Genomic DNA, 18375 nt, shown 5'->3' on the forward strand with positions numbered 1-18375 from the left:
GGTCGTGCGAGAATCTGGTGGCCGATCAGAGAGAGACACCATGAGCGATAGCAGTCCGCAGCCGATGAGCGACGCGCCCTCCCCCGAGGGGTCGTCGCGCTGGCTGACGAAGGTCGTGCTCTTCTTGAGCGGCCAGACTGTCAGCCTGTTCGGCTCGATGCTCGTGCAGTACGCGGTGTTCTGGTACCTCACGATCACGTACCAGTCGGGCTGGATCATGACGCTCGCCGCCCTCTTCGGCTTCCTGCCACAGGCCGTCATCTCGATTTTCGGCGGCGTGTGGGCGGATCGTCATAACCGGAAGCTGCTGATCATGGGGGCGGATGCCGCCATCGCGGCCACGACGCTCATCTTGGCGCTCATCATGCTCACCGGGTACGACGCGGTGTGGGTCATCTTCGCCGCGCTCGCGATCCGGTCGGCGGGAGCCGGCATCCAGATGCCCGCCGTCTCGGCGCTGATCCCGCAGATCACACCGTCCGCGCACCTCATGCGCATCAACGGAATCAACGGTTCGATCCAGTCGGCGATGGCATTGCTCGCACCCGCCGCTGCCGGAGCGATCTATGCCTGGGCGTCGGCGGCGAACGGCGGATCGTCCGCCTCGCTCGTCCCGATCTTCTTCATCGATGTGGTCACCGCGCTGATCGGTATCGGGATCCTCGCTGGCATCGCGGTACCCACTATCCGCCGCGCTGCCGACGCGCACACGCCTTACTTCGCCGACCTCGTGGATGGCGTGCGCTACGTCGCGCACCACGCGTTCGTGCGGTGGCTACTGGTGCTGTTCGCGATCATCTTCCTGCTCACGGTCGCGCCGAGCAACCTCACCCCGCTGATGCTCGTCCGCTCGTTCCCCGCCGGCGAGCAGCAGGATGTCATCAACCTCGCCATCCTCGAAATCTCGTTCAGCGTGGGCATGATGCTCGGCGGAATCGTGGTGGCGTCGTTCTTCGCCTCGCGCAGCCGCATCGGCATGATCATCTCGTCCTCACTGGTCTTCGGAGTGCTGTCGATCGGCCTGGGCCTGTCCCCCAACATGTGGGTGTTCTTCGCCTTCATGTTCCTGGTGGGCCTCGCGGTACCGTTCTTCTCGACGCCGTCGATGACGCTGCTGCAAGAAACGGTCGAACCCGAGCGCCAAGGGCGCGTGTTCGGCTTCGTCGGGATCGTCATGGCCGTGGCCATGCCGATCGGCATGGTGGTGTTCGGGCCACTTGCCGACCTCGTCCCGATCGAGACGCTACTCGTGGCCGCTGGCGTGCTCACATTTGTCGTGATCGCCGGCGCAGTGTTCCTCCCGGCAGGGCGGCGGGCGTTCGCCGCCGCGCGCGCCGCGTCACAGATGACGTCGCATGATCCGGCAGTCGCGGCCGCCACGGTCGCCGCGGTCATGGACGACGATGCACCCACGCCGGACGACACGCGCGACGGCGACGCACTCTAGGCTCAAAAGATGCTGCTGACCGAGCAAGTGACGCTCGAGAACGAACACGTGCGCCTCGAGCCGCTCAGCCATGATCACGCCGAGGACCTCGCGCGCGCCTGCGTGGGTCTCGAGCACGCGTGGTACACCGCCGCGCCGTCCCCCGACACGATGTACGACGAGATCGAGACGCGAAAACGGCGACACGATGCCGGGGTCATGAACCCCTGGGCGGTGCGCCGCCTCGACACGGGCGACGCCGTCGGCATGACGACCTTCTGCAACATCGACCAAGCAAACCGCCACGTCGAGATCGGGTACACGTGGCTCGGCCCGAGTGCGCAGCGCACCGCGGTGAACACCGCGGCCAAGCTGCTTCTGCTGGGCCATGCCTTTGAGGATTGCGATGCGATCGCGGTGGAGTTCCGCACGCACTGGCACAATCGGCAGTCACGCGCGGCAATCGCACGCCTGGGCGCGAAGCAGGACGGCGTACTGCGCAACGACCGCATCGGCCCCGACGGCACGCTGCGCGACACGGTGGTGTTCTCGATCCTCCCGCACGAGTGGCCCGCAGTCCGGCTGGGCCTCACCGAGCGATTGCGCCGCGCCTGAAGGCGCCACTCAGCCGTCGATGACGGCGACGAGCTCGTCGAGGAAGCCCCCGAAGTCGGTGCTGCGGCGCACGATGCGCTGCACGCTCTCCCGCTCGGAGAACACCTCGACGAACTGCTCGAACACGGTTTGGAAAGCTTCTCGGTCGCTTTCTGAAAAAGCGACCAGGGCGACCACCTGCACACGCCCGTCACCCCAGGTCATCGACGGTTCGGCGATACCTACCGCGATCGCGGTGCGGGTCGCGGTCATCCCCATCGCATGCGGCACGGCGAGCGCGTCGGTGAACGCGGTTGACGACAGTTCCTCTCGCTCAATCGCCTGCGACACGTACTCGTCGTCGATCACGCCCTCACGCACCAAGTGACTTCCCAGTTCGCGAATGACTCCGTGCACGCCGGCTGCGGCATCCACTCCCCGCACGAATGCCTCGGGAACGAAGTAGCGCTCGAGTTCGGTGCGCAGCCTTGCCAGGCGCCGCGCGCGCCGGATGCGCCCCACGGCCGCCTGCACCCGTTCAATGTCGGCTTCGGTGAGGAACGGCTGAATCCGAACGATCCGATCGCTCGGCACAGGCGGGTCCATCGTGGTGAGCACGAGGTCGGTCTGCATGCTCGCGAAGTCGGGATCGACGCGTGTCTCGACAGACACCACGTCGATGGCCTGCCCGAGAGAGCGGTCGACGCTCGAGCGCAGCAGTTCGTGCAGTTCGTAGAACCCTGGGCACACGATCGTTGCCGTGAGGTGGTGATCGGGTCGGCGACTGCGCTCCAGGCGCCCGCCGATGTGCATCGCGATGTACGCGACCTCGTCGTCGAGAAGGGGAATCCCGAGGCGCTCGTGCAGCGCGCTGGCAATAAACACCGCGACGTCGAAGATCATCGGGAAGGTGGACTTCAGCGAACGCGTCAATGGGTTGCGCGACCACGCTTGCTCTCGCGAACGATGCAAGAGGTTCTCGATGTGGACGGTCAGCCGCCGGACGAAATCTTCGTGCGCGATGTCGACCAGGTACTGCTCGGCCGCCTGAGCGACGACATCGCGCACGGCGTCTTCGACACGGGAGTCGACGGATGCCGCGTCCGCCACATCACTCGCATGCGAGTCCGGGGCGACGACGCGCGTCAGCACGAGCGTTGCAAGGTGGTGCTGGTCGCCTGCCCCGAGTTGCACCCCGAGGTGTTGCTCGGCGAGCTCGGCGATGATGTCGGCGATCTCCTGGCGGCGCGCAGAAGGCTCTGCCACAACGGCATCGAGCGGACGACCGCGCGACACCCGGTCCGCGGCGATCGCGAAGCCGGTCACCACGTCGGTGATGCCGAATTCGTTGACGAACCAGCCGCGCCCTCCCAGGCGGTCGACGAGATCGGTCTTGAACGCTCCCAGCGACTGCGCGCCAGCAGAATCTTCGCCGAGGGTGCGGCGCAACGCGGCGATATCGAAGGAGCCGTCGTCCATCTCGTCGTGGATGAGTCTGCTGAGCAGCCGCCGTTGCGCGGCCTCGGTTCCTTGCAACCGTGCGCGTGGGCCGACGCGCTCGAGAGTGAGCTCGGTCCCACCGAGCAGAGAGCGCACGCGCGCGAGGTCTGACTCGACCGTCGCCGACGACACGAACATCTCGTCCGCGATAGCGAAGACGTCGATTCCGTCGGGTGAGTCCAACAGCGCGCGAACCACCTGGTGCAGGCGGTCTCGCGGCGTGCCGCCGTCGTTGCCGCTGCGCAGGGCGGCGGCCGCTGCCGGGCCGGCACGGTAGCCCTGCGGCCCCGATTCGACGGCGACCCCGTCCGCGACACGCGCGTTGATCGCGGTGACATACGAGCGAACGCTTCGCGGCGTCACACCAAGAACGTCGGCGAGGGCCGCGGCCGTCATCCACTCGTCGGCGCGAACGAGCAGACCGAGAACGCGGTCTTGCCTCGCCCGGGTCATGGCACTCTCCTCCGCCCGACGTCGCATTCGGGTCCACCCCCAGTCAACCACGCGTTCCGCGGGGAACGGCGGCTTTCCGCCCCTGCGGAAAGAGGACTGGTTGTCCGCCTCCCAGCCCCCGCGCACAATGAATTCTGGAGGCGATCGATGAAGATTCTCGTGGTGTGCGGTGCTGGTGCGTCCAGCACCTTCGTGGCGCAGCGTTTGCGTCATGCTGCGGCATCACACGGGTTCTCGTACACCGCCTTCGCCGGCACCGAGCAGTCGCTCCCCATCGACCTCGATGCCGCTGATGTCGTGCTGGTGGGTCCCCACCTCGTTCACGTGCTCGATCAGATCGAACACGCGGCCGAGTCCCGCGGCACGACGGTGGTGTTGTTGCCGCCCGACATCTTCACGGATCGGGACGGCTCGCGCACGCTTCGGCTCGTGCGCGATGCGGTCGGGACGACCGGGGGGCTCTCCCCGACCGCCGACACCACCCCGACGTCCGGCTGACACGAACGAATACCGCACGACACGACAGAGAGGTCACCCCATGTCCGCCATCTCCCGCACGGTCCACATCGGATCGTCACACGGTCTGCACGCGCGCCCCGCGAAGCTGTTCGCGCAAGCGGCAAAGGATTCCGGTATTCCCGTGACGATCGCCAAGGGCTCGGGCGCGCCCGTGAATGCGGCCAGCATTCTCGGTGTGATCTCACTGGGCGTCGAACACGGCGACTACGTGACTCTCACGGCCGACGGCGACGGTGCCGAGACCACGCTCGACCTTCTCAGCGAGCTGCTCACCACCGATCACGATGCGGAGTAGCACCATGCCCGAAATCCGTGGAGTAGGGATCGGCCTGGGCGTGGCCCAGGGTCCCGTCGCGCGCATGTCAGAGCCGCTCGCGGCGCCGACCGACGAGCCGTCAGAACTCTCCGTCGACGAAGAAACCTCCCGCGTCGCCGCAGCCGTCGAGGCCGTCGCGCGCGAACTCGAGCAGCGAGGCGAGCAAGCCGGCGGCGCCGCGCGCGACGTGCTCGAGGCACAGGCGATGATGGCTGAAGATCCGATGCTCGCCGACGAGGTCGCGGCCCGCATCGCACAAGGCAAGAACGGCGAATGGGCGGTGCACGACGCGTTCGCCGCGTTCCGTGACCAGCTCACGGCGATCGGCGGGTACCTCGGCGAGCGCGCCGCCGACCTCGATGATGTCGCACAGCGGGTCATCGCTCATCTGCGCGGTGTTCCCGCCCCCGGTGTGCCCGACCCGGGGCATCCGTTCGTCCTCATCGCGAAAGACCTCGCCCCGGCCGACACCGCCTTGCTCGACCTCGACAAGGTCCTGGCACTGGTCACCACCGAGGGTGGGCCCACGTCGCACACGGCCATCCTCGCGCGCGAGAAGTCGATCGTCGCCGTTGTCGGCGCCGGGGGTGCTTCACAGCTGAGCGACGGTGAGACAGTGATCGTGGATGCCGCGGCCGGCGTCGTCGTCACCTCACCGAGCGACGACGAACTCACGCGCGCCGAGCGTCGCGCTGCCGAGCGTGCCGAAGCCGCATCGGCGCCGATCACCGACGGCGCCCTGGCCGACGGCACCGCGATCCCGTTGCTGGCGAACCTCGGAAACCCCAAGGGCGCCGCCGATGCTGTCGCTCTCGGCGCCGAGGGCGTGGGCCTGTTCCGCACCGAGTTCCTCTTCCTCAGCTCGAGCCAGGCCCCGACGATCGAGCAGCAGCGTGAGGCGTACATCGAACTGTTGCAGGCGTTTCCCGGGAAAAAGGTGGTCGTGCGCGTGCTCGACGCCGGTGCTGACAAGCCTCTCGCGTTCCTCAACGACGCGCACGAAGAGAACCCGGCGCTCGGGCTACGCGGCATCCGTGCGCTTCAAGCCAGCGAAGACATCCTGCGCGAACAGCTCACGGCGTTGGCCGAGGCGGATGCCGCCACGAGCGCCGATCTGTGGGTGATGGCGCCCATGGTCGCCACGGTCGATGAAGCCGCCTACTTCACCGATCTCGCTCGCGACTACGGCATCAAGACGGCCGGCGTCATGGTCGAGGTTCCCGCGGCGGCACTCCTGGCCGACCGCGTGCTCGCCGTTTCCGACTTCGCCTCTATCGGCACGAACGACCTGACGCAGTACACGATGGCCGCCGATCGGTTGCTCGGTTCGGTCGCGGGCTTCCAAGATCCGTGGCATCCGGCTGTCCTACGGCTGATCAAGGACGTCGGGTCCGCCGGAGCGACCCTCGGCAAACCGGTCGGCATCTGCGGCGAAGCCGCAGCCGATCCCCTGCTCGCGGTCGTCCTGGTCGGCCTCGGGGCCACCAGCCTGTCGATGGCTCCCACCGCGCTCGCCGACGTGCGCGCCACTCTGCTCGATCACACCTTCGACGATGCCCGAAAGATCGCCGAAGCGGCCCTGTCCGCCGCGGACGCGGCATCCGCACGAACCGCAGCCCACCAGGCCGCGGCCCACACAAAGGAGACACAGCAATGACAACGGCGTCTACGCCCACCTCGGGCGGCAGCACGGTACGAGTCGGGGTCCAGCGCTTCGGAACGTATCTCTCCGGCATGATCATGCCGAATATCCCGGCGCTCATCGCGTGGGGTATCTTCACCGCGTTCTTCATCTCCGACGGCTTCACCCCGAACGAAGACCTGGCGACGATCGTCGGGCCGTTCATCCACTATCTGCTGCCGATCATCATCGGCTACACCGGTGGAACCATCGTCTATGGAGTCCGAGGCGGCGTCGTCGCCTCGATCGCCACGATGGGCGCGATCGCCGGGTCGGACTTGCTGATCGCGCAGGTCAATGCTGACCTGCCGGCCGACAACCAGCTCGGCCAGGTGCACATGTTCATTGGTGCGATGATCATGGCGCCGCTCGCCGCGTACACGATGAAGTGGCTCGACAGCCTGTGGGACGGCAAGATCAAGGCGGGCTTCGAGATGCTCGTCAACATGTTCTCCGCCGGCATTTGGGGCTTCGTCATGGCTGTCGTCGGGTTCTACCCGATCGCGTGGCTGGTCAACGGACTCATGGAGACGCTGAGCAACGCGGTGAACTGGCTCGTCGAGGCGAACCTGCTGCCGCTCACCAGCATCCTGATCGAGCCTGCGAAGGTGCTGTTCCTCAACAACGCCATCAACCACGGTGTGTTGACCCCGCTGGGCATTCAGCAGGCCGCGGACGAGGGCTCGTCGATCCTGTTCCTGCTCGAAGCCAACCCCGGCCCCGGCCTCGGGCTGCTGCTCGCATTCGCGATCTTCGGGATCGGCGCGGCACGGGCCTCGGCCCCCGGTGCGGCGCTCATCCAGTTCGTCGGCGGCATCCACGAGGTGTACTTCCCATACGCGCTGATGAAGCCGCTCACCATTCTGGCGCTGATCGCGGGTGGAATGACCGGTGTCACCACGAACATGCTCCTCGGCGGCGCCCTGCGCGCACCGGCCGCCCCCGGCAGCATCCTCGCGGTGCTCGCACAGACCGCGACCGGCGCGTACTTCGCCGTCATCTTGTCGGTGGTGCTGTCGGCAACCGTGACGTTCCTGATCGCGGGCGTCATCCTCCGGGCATCCCGCAAGCGCGATCTTGCCGCCATGGGCGCGACCGACGACGCCTTCGGCGCGGCGATCACGCAGACCGAGGCAGCCAAGGGTAAGTCTTCGGACGCACTGTCGGGCCTCCGCGGCGGCGCCGCGACGGCCGCAGACGGGGGCGTGGAGCCTGCCACGATGACCGAGCGCACGATCACGAACATCGTGTTCGCGTGCGACGCCGGAATGGGATCGTCGGCGATGGGTGCAAGCGTCCTACGCAACAAGATCAAGAAGGCGGGCTTCGACGACGTCTCGGTCACCAACAAGGCGATCGCGAACCTCGACTCGTCGGCCGACCTGGTCATCACACAGAACCAGCTCACCGACCGCGCGCGTCAGCAGACGCCCGAGGCGATCCACATCTCGGTCGACAACTTCATGAACTCTCCGCGATATGAAGAGGTCGTGCAGATGGTCGCCGACCAGCACGAGAACAAGTAGCATCCCACGACCGCTGCAGGGTCGGACGGCGAGAGGCCTCCGGCCCTGCAGCCCCATCGAGAGAAGGGCAAGAAGATGGCAGATGAAGTACTCACCGCCGCGCAGGTACGCATTCACGCCGACGGTGCCACCCAGCAGGAAGCGATGAAAGAAGCCGCCGACATCCTCGAGGCTGCCGGTGCTGTCACCAGCGCCTACTACGAAGCGATGCAGCTGCGCGAGCAGACCGTGTCGACGTACATGGGCATGGAACTCGCCATCCCGCACGGGACGAACGAGACGAAGGACGCGATCCTCGACTCTGCGCTCTCCGTCGTCCGCTATGACGGCGGCGTCGACTGGGACGGCGAGCACGTGACCTTCGTCGTCGGCATCGCGGGCAAGGGCGACGAGCACCTCGAGATCCTGTCGAAGATCGCGGTGCTGTTCTCTGACGAGGACGAAGTGGCCGCGCTGAAGTCGGCCACGACCGCAGACGAGCTGTTCGCCCTGGTGTCACAGGCCGGCGTGTGATGAAGGCCGTCCACTTCGGCGCCGGCAACATCGGACGCGGATTCGTCGGTCTTCTGCTGCACGAAGGCGGCTACGATCTGGTCTTCTCCGACGTTGCCGCGCCGCTCGTCGACGCGATCAACGCCGTCGACAGCTACACCGTGCACGAGGTCGGCGACGGCGGGCGCGACACTGTGGTCACCGGGTTCCGCGCGCTCAACTCCGCCACCGACCCCGATGCCGTTGTCGCCGAAGTGGCAGCGGCAGATGTCGTGACCACCGCCGTCGGCCCGACCGTGCTGAAATTCATTGCGCCGCACATCCTCGCGGGGCTCCGGAGCCGGGATGCCGCGCGCAGCCCCCTACAGGTGATGGCATGCGAGAACGCCATCGGCGCGACCGATCTGCTGCGCGATGAGATTGCCGCCGCGGCTGGCGCGGAGTGGGAGGCTCTGTCCTCACGCGCCGTGTTCGCCAACACCGCGGTGGACCGCATCGTGCCGGGGCAACCTGCCGGTGGTGGCGTGGATGTCACGGTCGAGCCGTTCTACGAGTGGGCGATCGAGAAGGGACCGTTCGGCGACGACCTGCCGTCGATCCCCGGCGCACACTTCGTCGACGACCTCGAGCCGTACATCGAGCGCAAGCTGTTTACCGTGAACACCGGTCACGCCACGACGGCCTACTTCGGCGCGCGGGCCGGCGTCGAGAAGATCTCCGACGCGCTCGCCGACGACGCCATCGCTGCCCAGGTCGAAGCGGTGCTCGAAGAGACATCGGCATTGCTCGTGCAGAAGCACGGCCTCGATCCGGCCACTCAGGCCGAGTACCGCGCGACGATCCTGCAGCGGTTCCGCAACCCCGAGCTCCCCGACACTGTCTGGCGAGTCGGGCGGCAGCCGCTGCGCAAACTCTCGCGCCACGAGCGTTTCATCGGGCCTGCCGCCGAGGCCGTCGACAGCGGCCTCCGCGCCGATGCGCTCGTCTCGGCGATCGGCGCCGCGCTCGCCTTCAATGATCCCGAAGACGTGCAATCGGTCGAGATGCAGCAGCGGTTGCGCGAAGAAGACGCCACGGAGTTCACCGCCTCGGTGACGGGCCTCTCGGCGCAGCATCCACTGTTCTCCGCCGTTGTCGACGTGGTCACCGCACGTCAGCAGACTCTGCGGACCTGACGACCCGCGCGCCGAACCGATTCGGATCGGTCACGGCGGGCACGTAGACTCTCCCGCCGTGACCGTCCTCTTCGCGTGCCTGGCCGCGTTCATCGCTGCCGTCATCCAGCGCATCACCGGCTTGGGTTTCGTGCTCGTGTTGCTCGGCCCCATCGTCCTGCTCTACGGACCGCTGGAGGGCGTGACGATCGGCGTGCTGCTGGCACTGGTCGCCTCGATGACGGCCGTGCCGCTCGTCTGGCGAGACGTCGAATGGCGACGCGCGTGGTGGCTCATCTGGCCGGGCCTTCTTGCGGCTCCCTTCGGCGCGATGCTCGTCGCGGCGTTGCCCGAAGCCGCCCTGCTCATCCTTATCGCGGCCATGGCCTACTTCGCGCTGGTCGCGGGTTGGATCCCGCTGCTTGCCGCTTCGTTGCGGGGCAAGACCGGGGCTATCGTCGCCGGGTCTGCCGCGGGATTCATGCATGTGGCGAGCGGATTGTCCGGTCCGCCGCTGGCAGCGTACGCGGTGGGCGACAAATGGGAGCAGCGCCGATTCGCGGCGAGTGTGCAAGTGATCTTCGTCGTTCTGAGCGCCGTGTCGGTCGCTCTGCGTGGTCTTCCCGCCTCTCCCGCCGGCGACGTGTGGCTGCTCGTCGCTGCGACTGCTCTCGGCATCGCGATCGGCACGCTACTCAGCCGCTTCGTCCCCGCGCGCATTGCGCGCATCGGAATGCTGTCCATTGCGTGGGCCGGCGCCACCGTCGTGCTCGTCCGGGGCATTGTCACGCTGTTCGCATAGGACCAGACTGTGTGGATGCCACACGGGATTTCAGTTAATACCAACTAACGCTTACGATTGGTCGCTGGCGGCGCCCCGCCACGTCACATCGTCGTGCAAAAGAGGAAACATGGAGCACCGTTACGCCATCATCGGCGCCGGACCGTCCGGACTATCGGCCGCCCGCGCCCTGCAGAAGGCCGGCATCGCATTCGACGGCTACGAAGCCTCTCGTGGCGTCGGGGGGCTGTGGGACATCGAGAACCCCCGCTCCACCATGTACGAGTCGGCCCACCTCATCTCGTCGCGGACGACGACACAGTTCGCCGAGTACCCGATGGCGTCCACCGCTGACTACCCCAGCCATCGCGAGTTGATCCGATACTTCCGCGACTTCGCCGATCACTTCGGGCTCACCGACCAGTTCCGGTTCGAAACCAAGGTCACCGCGGTCACCCGCGACGACGACGGTGAGTGGATGCTGCGCGCAACCGGCCCGGACGGCGAGATCAGCCAGCGCTACACCGGCGTCATCCTCGCCAACGGCACGCTCGCCGAGCCCCACATTCCCACCTTCCGCGGCGAGTTCGCCGGTGAGATCATGCACACCAGCGCCTACAAGCGGGCGACCCAGCTCACCGGCAAGCGCGTCCTCATCATCGGCGCCGGTAACTCCGGGTGCGACATCGCCGTCGACGCGGTGCACCACGCGGCATCCGTCGACATGAGCGTGCGCCGAGGCTACTACTTCGTACCTCGCTACCTCTTCGGCAAGCCGGCCGACACCCTCAACCAGGGCAAGCCGTTGCCCGCGAAGATCAAGCAGTTCATCGACAAGCGCGTTCTGCAGGCTTTCACCGGCGACCCGGTGCACTTCGGCTTCCCCCGACCTGCGTACAAGATCTACGAGTCGCACCCGATCGTGAACACCCTGATCCTGAACCACCTCGGTCAGGGGGATCTCAGCATCCGCGCCGACATCGACCGGTTTGACGGCCACACCGTACACTTCCGCGATGGCTCGCAGGGCGAATACGACCTGATCCTCCTCGCAACCGGTTACACGCTGGACTACCCGTTCGTCGAGCGCGACGCCCTGCACTGGACCGGCTGGTCACCGAAGCTGTTCCTGAACGTGTTCCCCCCGTCGTTCAACGGTCTGTACGTCATGGGCATGATCGAAGCGTCGGGGATCGGCTGGCAGGGCCGCTACGAGCAGGCGGAGCTCATCGCCGAATACCTGCGCGCGACCGAGGACGCCCCTGAGCGCGCTGAGGCCTTCCGCCAGCGCATCGCCGACGAACCGTGGCCAGACCTCACCGGCGGCTACCACTACCTCGGGCTCGAACGCATGTCGTTCTACGTCAACAAGGACGCGTACCGGTCGGCCGTGCGCGATGCGCGCACCGCACTGCGTGCCGAAGCGGCCGATGCGCCGCGTCGCGGCATCCGACTCCCCCGGCTCACCAGCCGCGGGCACGCCAGCTCGTCGCGAGCTACGCAGCAGAAAGTCGACGCATGAATCCCGATGACGTCCTGCTGAACTTCAATCCGGGTTCGCTCCTGCTACTGAACGTCGTGCTCGGCCTGATCATGTTCGGGATCGCGCTCGACACGACAGTCGACGACTTCAAGATCGTCCTGCGCAAACCCAAGCCGTTCGTCGTCGCGATTCTTGCCCAGTTGGTCGTGCTGCCCGCCGTCACGTTCGGGCTCACGTTGATCCTGCCCGTGACGCCATCTATGGCGCTCGGCATGCTGCTTGTCGCCTGCTGCCCACCCGGCAACATCTCGCAGGTACTCACCCATCGATCGGGCGGAAACGTCGCCCTGTCGGTGTCGATGACCGCCGTCGGCAACGTCATCTACATCTTCATGCTGCCGCTCTCGATCGCGTTCTGGGGATCGCTGCACCCGACCGCGAGCACTCTCCTCGAGACCGTCGCGCTCGACCCGTGGCAGATGCTTCTCGATGTCTTCCTCATCATCGGCCTGCCCTTCATCGTCGGCCTTCTGATCCGCAACCGCTTCGAGAAGTTCTCGCGCACGGTGCAGCCGTTCGTGAAGTGGTTCTCGCTGATCGCGCTCGTGGGCTTCATCGTCGCCGCACTGGCCGGCAATTGGCAGTACTTCATCGCGTTCCTCGGCGTGATCCTCCTGGTCGTTGCCGTGCACGACGCCGTGGCTCTCGCGATCGGCTACGGCACGGCCGTGGCCGGGGGCCTCGGAACCCGCGAACGGAAGGCGATGACGTTCGAGGTCGGCATCCGTAACGCCGGACTCGGGCTCGGCCTGATCTTCGCGTTCTTCGACGGGCTCGGTGGCATGGCCATCGTCGCGGGATGGTGGGGCGTGTGGGACATCATCGCCGGGCTCATCCTCGCGAGCCTGTGGGCGGCGCGCACGAAGCGCCGCACCGGATCGATCAAGGGCGACGCCAGCCGCCACGCCCGCGTCGGTGGCGCTGACAGCGCTTTTGGAGAGCCCTCGTGACCGGCGTGCGGGTGCTCATTACCGGTGGCGCAGGGTTCTTGGGCAGCCACGTCGCTCGTGCGCTGGTCGCTCACCCCGGCGTCGACCTCGTCGTCGCCGGTGACGTGCGGCGGCCCGAGCATCCGATCGAATCCGTGGCATACGAAGAATGCGACGTCACGCGCGCCGGGGCGCTGACCCCGCTGCTGACGCGCCACGCGATCGATGTCGTGGTACATCTGGCTGCGATCGTCTCGCCGGGGCGCGACCACGACATGGAGTACCGCGTCGACGTCGATGGCTCACGCAACGTGCTCGAAGCATGCATCGAAGCGGGCGTTCGTCGCATCGTGGTGTCCTCTTCGGGGGCAGCCTACGGGTACCACTCCGACAACCCCGAGTGGTTGACCGAATCTGACCCGCTGCACGGAAACGACGCCTTCCCCTACTCGAAGCACAAGCGTCTTGTCGAGCAGCTCCTCGGCGCATACCGTGAGATGCACCCCGAACTCGAGCAGGTGGTGTTCCGCATCGGGACGATCCTGGGCCCGACCGTGCAGAACCAGATCACGGCCCTGTGGGATTCGTCACGCATCCTGGCCATTCGCGGTTCGGCGTCGCCGTTCGTCTTCATCTGGGTCGACGATGTCGCCGCGGCGATGGCCCGCGCGGCCACCGACGGCCCGCCCGGAATCTACAACGTCGCCGGCGACGGGTGTCTGTCGGTGCAGCAGATCGCGCAGCGCCTCGGGAAGCCGCTACTCACACTGCCGGCCGGGCTCTTGGCTTTCGCCCTGCGTGTGGGCCAGGCCCTGCGGCTGACGGTTCACGGCCCCGAGAAGGTGGTGTTCCTGCAGCACCGGCCGGTGCTGGCGAACACCGCGTTGCGGCAGGACTTCGGGTTCACCCCCGCGATGACGAGCGCCGAGGCGTTCGAGGCCTACCTGGCATCCCACCCCGGCGTCGCGCGCGGCTGAGCCTCGCCGGGCTGCGCGCGGCCGCTGGGCCTCCTCCGCGGCTGCTGCCCTCCACCGTCACCCGACCCGGCCCACCCGCAGAACTCCACCACGAGAAGCCTGGCGGGCGGCCGCCCGCCTGTCTCCTGCCCTAACTCCGGAAGTTCGCGCCGTCCTGCAGGATTTGGCCGCCCCCTCAGCGGCTGACGACACAATTCTCAGGAGTTGCGCACGGTCGCCGCTCCCACCGACGGCGAGCCACGCCGCGCACTCCTCCCCATGTGTCCGCGTCGCGCCGACTTCCCACAGGCTGTACCAAGCCCGGGCAGAGCCAGCACCGCACCCCAAGACTGGCGTGATGCAGGTCCAGACCTCCCGCCCCGGCACGCCCGCTCCTAGACTCGCCGCCATCCCCACTCCGCCACCACAGACGCAGCGGGTCTATTGGAGCACCGCGGAACTGGCCACGAACGGGTACAACCGCTCAACTCTTCGGGCTGCGGTCATGAGCGGCGAACTCATCCGGGTTCGCCGCGGCCGATACGTCCAAACGGGCTGCGCGCCAACGCTCCTCAGTGCGGCACGACTTGGCGGTCGGTTAGACTGCGTGACACTTCTGCAGGAGTTGGGCGTCTTCGTCCAAGACGCCGCTGGACTTCACGTTCAGCTCGAGCCAGACGCGAGCCGGTTGCCCCGGCGGTCCGCTGCCGTCACCGCGCACTGGCGAGCAAGCATGGCCCCGCCCGCGTGCCTGACTGTCCCGATCGTCGAAGCGCTCGCACAGGCGGTGCGTTGCCAGGAGGCGCGAGCAGCCATCGCAACACTCGACAGTGCACTCCATCTCGGCATCATCAACAAGGCTGGACTGGCCACGATCTTTGCCAGACTGCCCCGGCGCTACGGCGTGCTGAAAGACCTCGTCGACGGGCGATGCGAGTCAGGCCCCGAAACACTTGTGCGACTGGTGCTGCGCACGTTGGAATGCCAGGTAGATCTGCAGGTGAGTATCGACGGCATCGGCCGCGTCGACTTTCTCGTCGACGGCTGGCTGATCATCGAGTGCGACAGCCAGGCGTTCCACTCCGACTGGGCGGCGCGAAAGCGCGACCTTCGACGTGATCGGATGGCGGCCGAACGCGGCTACGTCACGCTCAGGCTGCTCGCCGAGGACATCATGTGGCACCGCGACGATGTGCGCGGTGCCATCGCTGGGCTCTTGCGGCGCGGTCAATTCCAGCGCTAGCGCCATAGCGCGGCGCCCCGTAACTCCGGAAGTTCGACCGCCCACCTGCCATCCGCCCACGCGAAATCAGGCCAGCCGCAGCAGTTGTCAGGAGTTACGGCGCGGCATTGGGCGTTACGCGTTGCTCGCGTGACAGACCCAGCTCAGGCCGCCGCGGGCCGCGATTGCTGACCGCACGTGCCGCAACTCCTGAAATCTGGGCGTCCAGTGCCCCACATCGGCGCGAAACCGGCCAGCGGCGCCCGATCTCAGGAGTTACGGCCCGGCGGGGAGCGGCGGAGGACAGCGCGCCTCGGCGCGGCGGGGAGCGGCGGAGGACAGCAGCTGCGGCGCGGAGAACGCGCGCAGCGCGCGGCCACCGCGGCGCGCTCAGCGCTCGAAACCGTCGGCGATCAGCTCGATGAGCTCCTCGCGCTCCTCGGTCGGCAGGAAGGCCGCCGCCGCGGCATTCAGCTGGAAGGCCTCGAGGTCGTCGAGCCCGTACTCGAATGTCTGCGCCAACAGCGCCAGCTCACGCGTGAGCGAGGTGCTACTCATCGTCCGGTTGTCGACGTTCACCGTCACCGAGAAACCCAGCTGGTACAGCAGATCGAACGGGTGGTCCTCGAGGTTCTCGCCCCACGCCGCAATCGCACCCGTCTGCAGGTTCGACGACGGCGAAAGCTCGAGCGGAATCTCGCGGTCACGCACCCAGCGCGCCAGGTCACCGAACTGCACCAGCACGTCCTCGCCCGCGCGCGAAACAACCTCGAGGTCTTCGGCGATGCGCACACCGTGGCCGAGGCGCAGGGCGCGCCCATCGATGAGCGCCCCGCGAATCGAGTCGAGTCCGGCCGCCTCGCCGGCGTGCACGGTCACGGGGAAGAACTGCGACGCGAGGTAGTCGAACGCAGCCTTGTGCTTCGACGCGGGAAAGCCATCTTCAGGCCCAGCGATGTCGAAGCCGACGGCACCACGCTCACGCCACTGCACGGCGAGCTTGGCGATCTCAAGCGAACGGTCGGTGTGTCGCATCGCGGTGATGAGCTGCCCGACCCGAATGTCGTGCCCGGCGCTCTCGGCCGCGTCCTCCCCCTCTTCGATGCCCTCTTGCACTGCCTCGACGACGTCATCCAGCGAGAGACCGCGTCCGAGGTGCTGTTCGGGCGCCCAGCGCACCTCGCCGTAAATCACACCGTCGGCGGCGAGGTCTTCGACGAACTCCCGCGCGATACGCGTCAGGCCTTCTCGGGTCTGCATGACCGACGTCGTCAGGTCGAACGTCTTCAGGTACTCCACAAGCGAGCCCGAGTCGCTCTTATCGGCGATCCACTCGCCGAGCGCGTCGGCCTCCTGCTCGGGCACCTCAAGGTCGAGGTCATCGGCGAGTTCGATGATCGTGCCCGGGCGAACCGCACCATCCAGGTGGTCGTGCAGCGAAACCTTGGGCAGTGAGCGAATCGAGAGTCCTTCGAGAACGGCGTCGCCGTACTGATCGATGGCCATGGTGTTCTCCTCGAAGGGGTGAGTAGGAAGAAGTGAAGCGGATGCCGCGGTCAGGCGGTGATGCGTTCGCGAACGATCGACGAGGTGGCCGGCGCGGACGACCCGAGTTCCCACGCGCCGTCGAGGGCGTCGAGCGCTCGTGCGAACCGTGATCCATCATGCCCGAGAAGAGTGAACAGCGGTTGACCGGCTGCCACCTGATCGCCCGGCTTCACGTGCAGATCGATTCCTGCCTCGTGCAGCACGGGGTCCTGTGCCCGTGCACGCCCGGCACCCAGTCGCCAGGCGGCGATACCGAACGGCAACGCCTCCATCCGGGTGACGAATCCCGCCTCGGGCGCCGTCACGGTGTGCGTCTCATTCGGCGCAGGCAATGCGGCATCCGGGTCCCCACCCTGCGCGCTGATCATGGCGCGCCACGAGTCCATCGCGCGCCCATCGCGCAGCGCCGCCTCCACGTCGGCATCAGGCTGGCCAGCCAGCGCCAGCATCTCGCGCGCGAGCGCGACGGTCAGCTCGACCACGTCGGCCGGGCCGCCGCCGGCAAGCACCTCGACGGATTCGCGCACCTCGTTGGCGTTGCCGATCGCGAGGCCGAGCGGCGTGTTCATGTCGGTGAGCAAGGCGGTGGTCGACACACCCGAGTCGGTGCCGAGCGCTACCATCGCCTCTGCAAGCTCGCGCGCCTTGCCGATGTCTTGCATGAACGCGCCAGAGCCGAACTTCACGTCGAGCACGAGCGAATCGGTGCCTTCGGCGATCTTCTTCGACATGATGCTCGACGCGATCAGCGGAATAGCCTCGACCGTTCCGGTCACGTCGCGCAGGGCGTACAAACGCTTGTCAGCCGGTGCGAGACCTGAGCCCGCGGCGCAGATGACCGCACCCACGTCTCGCAGCTGCGCGAACATCTCGTCGTTCGACAGTGCCGCACGCCACCCCGGAATCGACTCCAGCTTGTCGAGCGTGCCCCCGGTGTGACCGAGCCCGCGCCCCGAAAGCTGCGGCACCGCAACCCCGAACGCGGCGACGAGTGGCGCGAGCGGCAACGTGATCTTGTCACCCACTCCACCGGTGGAGTGCTTGTCGACGGTGGCCTTGCCGAGTCCGGCGAAGCTCATGCGCTCCCCCGACGCGATCATCGCATCGGTCATCACGCGGATCTCGTCGCGCTCCATGCCGTTGAGCAGAACGGCCATCGCGAAGGCCGCCATCTGCGAGTCGGCCACGTATTCGCGGGTGTACGCGTCGATCATCCAGCGAAGCGCGTCCTCGGCGACTACGCCGCCGTCGCGCTTGGTGCGGATCACGTCAACCGCGTCGAACGGCTCCACGCTCATCGGGCGGCGTCCTCGAGGTCGCGCGGCCCGAAGGCGTCCGGCAGCACTTCGTCGATCGTCCGGATTCCCGACACCGTCTCGAGCAGCATCCCGGGCAGCGCGAATTCATAGAGCAGCTGCCGGCATCGCCCGCACGGCATGATCGTCTCGCCGAGTCCGTTGACGCAGACGAAGGCGACCAGTTGCCCGCCGCCCGACATCTGAAGCTCGCTGACAAGCCCGCATTCGGCGCACAGCCCGACCCCGTACGAGGCGTTTTCAACGTTGCATCCGGTCACGATCCGCCCGTCCGAGACGAGCGCCGCAGCCCCTACCTTGTAGCGCGAGTAGGGCGCGTACGCCCGCTCCATGGCGGCGGTAGCCCCCGCGCGCAGTTCGTCCCAATCGATGTCGGTCACGCGACTCCTCCGATAGCAAGCACAGTGATGGTGATGGAT

Annotated in this window: 17 protein-coding genes; 13 read left to right on the forward strand and 4 right to left on the reverse strand. The window is 67.1% G+C overall.

Translation table 11 applies throughout. The annotated features are described in order from the left end of the window. Positions 1-40: 40 nt before the first annotated feature. Together ON062_RS11845 and ON062_RS11850 are read left to right on the forward strand one after the other, a co-directional pair. The gene (locus ON062_RS11845; protein ID WP_274647341.1) at positions 41-1447 is read left to right on the forward strand and encodes an MFS transporter; all 1407 of its coding nucleotides are present in this window, start codon (positions 41-43) and stop codon (positions 1445-1447) included. A gap of 9 nt (positions 1448-1456) precedes the next feature. Continuing rightward, positions 1457-2041: a GNAT family N-acetyltransferase gene (locus ON062_RS11850; protein ID WP_274647342.1), complete on the forward strand. Its 585-nt coding sequence runs from the start codon at positions 1457-1459 to the stop codon at positions 2039-2041. A 9-nt stretch (positions 2042-2050) separates the two neighbouring features. Here the strand turns inward: ON062_RS11850 and ON062_RS11855 are convergent, their stop codons facing one another. Beyond that, entirely contained in the window at positions 2051-3973 is a 1923-nt protein-coding gene (locus tag ON062_RS11855) for a transcription antiterminator (RefSeq protein ID WP_274647343.1), read from the reverse strand. A gap of 147 nt (positions 3974-4120) precedes the next feature. On the opposite strand from ON062_RS11855, the gene ON062_RS11860 reads away from it, so the two are divergent. The 11 genes from ON062_RS11860 to ON062_RS11910 all read left to right on the forward strand — a co-directional run bounded on the left by ON062_RS11860 (position 4121) and on the right by ON062_RS11910 (position 15113). Continuing rightward, positions 4121-4471 carry a PTS sugar transporter subunit IIB gene (locus ON062_RS11860; protein WP_274647344.1) on the forward strand — a complete coding sequence of 117 codons (351 nt, stop codon included), beginning with the start codon at positions 4121-4123 and terminating at the stop codon, positions 4469-4471. A gap of 40 nt (positions 4472-4511) precedes the next feature. Further along, entirely contained in the window at positions 4512-4787 is a 276-nt protein-coding gene (locus ON062_RS11865) for an HPr family phosphocarrier protein (RefSeq protein ID WP_274647345.1), read from the forward strand. 4 nt (positions 4788-4791) lie between these two features. Further along, positions 4792-6465 (forward strand): phosphoenolpyruvate--protein phosphotransferase, encoded by a 1674-nt coding sequence (ptsP, locus tag ON062_RS11870; RefSeq protein WP_274647346.1) that lies wholly within the window; start codon positions 4792-4794, stop codon positions 6463-6465. Continuing rightward, entirely contained in the window at positions 6462-8015 is a 1554-nt protein-coding gene (locus ON062_RS11875; RefSeq protein ID WP_274647347.1) for a PTS mannitol transporter subunit IICB, read from the forward strand. Before ptsP ends, ON062_RS11875 begins: the two co-directional genes overlap by 4 nt. A 75-nt stretch (positions 8016-8090) precedes the next feature. Beyond that, positions 8091-8528, forward strand: a complete 438-nt coding sequence (locus tag ON062_RS11880; protein ID WP_274647348.1) for a PTS sugar transporter subunit IIA — start codon at positions 8091-8093, stop codon at positions 8526-8528. Further along, complete coding sequence (locus tag ON062_RS11885; RefSeq protein WP_274647426.1) at positions 8528-9682, forward strand: mannitol-1-phosphate 5-dehydrogenase; 1155 nt, start codon at positions 8528-8530, stop codon at positions 9680-9682. The genes ON062_RS11880 and ON062_RS11885 overlap by 1 nt, the downstream gene beginning before the upstream one ends. A gap of 58 nt (positions 9683-9740) precedes the next feature. After that, complete coding sequence (locus ON062_RS11890) at positions 9741-10463, forward strand: sulfite exporter TauE/SafE family protein (protein WP_274647349.1); 723 nt, start codon at positions 9741-9743, stop codon at positions 10461-10463. A 109-nt stretch (positions 10464-10572) separates the two neighbouring features. Then, positions 10573-11964, forward strand: a complete 1392-nt coding sequence (locus ON062_RS11895) for an NAD(P)/FAD-dependent oxidoreductase (protein ID WP_274647350.1) — start codon at positions 10573-10575, stop codon at positions 11962-11964. Next, entirely contained in the window at positions 11961-12935 is a 975-nt protein-coding gene (locus tag ON062_RS11900; RefSeq protein ID WP_274647351.1) for a bile acid:sodium symporter family protein, read from the forward strand. The genes ON062_RS11895 and ON062_RS11900 overlap by 4 nt, the downstream gene beginning before the upstream one ends. Further along, a complete protein-coding gene (locus ON062_RS11905) occupies positions 12932-13891 on the forward strand; it encodes an SDR family oxidoreductase (RefSeq protein WP_274647352.1) in 960 nt (319 codons plus the stop codon). The genes ON062_RS11900 and ON062_RS11905 overlap by 4 nt, the downstream gene beginning before the upstream one ends. A gap of 586 nt (positions 13892-14477) precedes the next feature. Next, a complete protein-coding gene (locus ON062_RS11910; RefSeq protein WP_274647353.1) occupies positions 14478-15113 on the forward strand; it encodes an endonuclease domain-containing protein in 636 nt (211 codons plus the stop codon). 369 nt (positions 15114-15482) lie between these two features. Here the strand turns inward: ON062_RS11910 and ON062_RS11915 are convergent, their stop codons facing one another. The 3 genes from ON062_RS11915 to ON062_RS11925 are packed head-to-tail and all read right to left on the reverse strand — an operon-like array spanning position 15483 to position 18375. Beyond that, positions 15483-16598: an adenosine deaminase gene (locus ON062_RS11915; RefSeq protein ID WP_274647354.1), complete on the reverse strand. Its 1116-nt coding sequence runs from the start codon at positions 16596-16598 to the stop codon at positions 15483-15485. 50 nt (positions 16599-16648) lie between these two features. Continuing rightward, positions 16649-17938 carry a thymidine phosphorylase gene (locus ON062_RS11920; RefSeq protein ID WP_274647355.1) on the reverse strand — a complete coding sequence of 430 codons (1290 nt, stop codon included), beginning with the start codon at positions 17936-17938 and terminating at the stop codon, positions 16649-16651. Further along, positions 17935-18375: a cytidine deaminase gene (locus ON062_RS11925; protein ID WP_368859985.1), complete on the reverse strand. Its 441-nt coding sequence runs from the start codon at positions 18373-18375 to the stop codon at positions 17935-17937. The genes ON062_RS11920 and ON062_RS11925 overlap by 4 nt, the downstream gene beginning before the upstream one ends.

The organism is Microbacterium sp. C7(2022) (genome assembly GCF_028823665.1).
Classification (GTDB): domain Bacteria; phylum Actinomycetota; class Actinomycetes; order Actinomycetales; family Microbacteriaceae; genus Microbacterium.

Coding starts and splice junctions, on each gene's coding strand:
- ON062_RS11845 (WP_274647341.1), top strand. CDS start 41: ATGAGCGATAGCAGTCCGCAGCCGATGAGCGACGCGCCCTCCCCCGAG.
- ON062_RS11850 (WP_274647342.1), top strand. CDS start 1,457: ATGCTGCTGACCGAGCAAGTGACGCTCGAGAACGAACACGTGCGCCTC.
- ON062_RS11855 (WP_274647343.1), bottom strand. CDS start 3,973: ATGACCCGGGCGAGGCAAGACCGCGTTCTCGGTCTGCTCGTTCGCGCC.
- ON062_RS11860 (WP_274647344.1), top strand. CDS start 4,121: ATGAAGATTCTCGTGGTGTGCGGTGCTGGTGCGTCCAGCACCTTCGTG.
- ON062_RS11865 (WP_274647345.1), top strand. CDS start 4,512: ATGTCCGCCATCTCCCGCACGGTCCACATCGGATCGTCACACGGTCTG.
- ptsP (WP_274647346.1), top strand. CDS start 4,792: ATGCCCGAAATCCGTGGAGTAGGGATCGGCCTGGGCGTGGCCCAGGGT.
- ON062_RS11875 (WP_274647347.1), top strand. CDS start 6,462: ATGACAACGGCGTCTACGCCCACCTCGGGCGGCAGCACGGTACGAGTC.
- ON062_RS11880 (WP_274647348.1), top strand. CDS start 8,091: ATGGCAGATGAAGTACTCACCGCCGCGCAGGTACGCATTCACGCCGAC.
- ON062_RS11885 (WP_274647426.1), top strand. CDS start 8,528: ATGAAGGCCGTCCACTTCGGCGCCGGCAACATCGGACGCGGATTCGTC.
- ON062_RS11895 (WP_274647350.1), top strand. CDS start 10,573: ATGGAGCACCGTTACGCCATCATCGGCGCCGGACCGTCCGGACTATCG.
- ON062_RS11900 (WP_274647351.1), top strand. CDS start 11,961: ATGAATCCCGATGACGTCCTGCTGAACTTCAATCCGGGTTCGCTCCTG.
- ON062_RS11915 (WP_274647354.1), bottom strand. CDS start 16,598: ATGGCCATCGATCAGTACGGCGACGCCGTTCTCGAAGGACTCTCGATT.
- ON062_RS11920 (WP_274647355.1), bottom strand. CDS start 17,938: ATGAGCGTGGAGCCGTTCGACGCGGTTGACGTGATCCGCACCAAGCGC.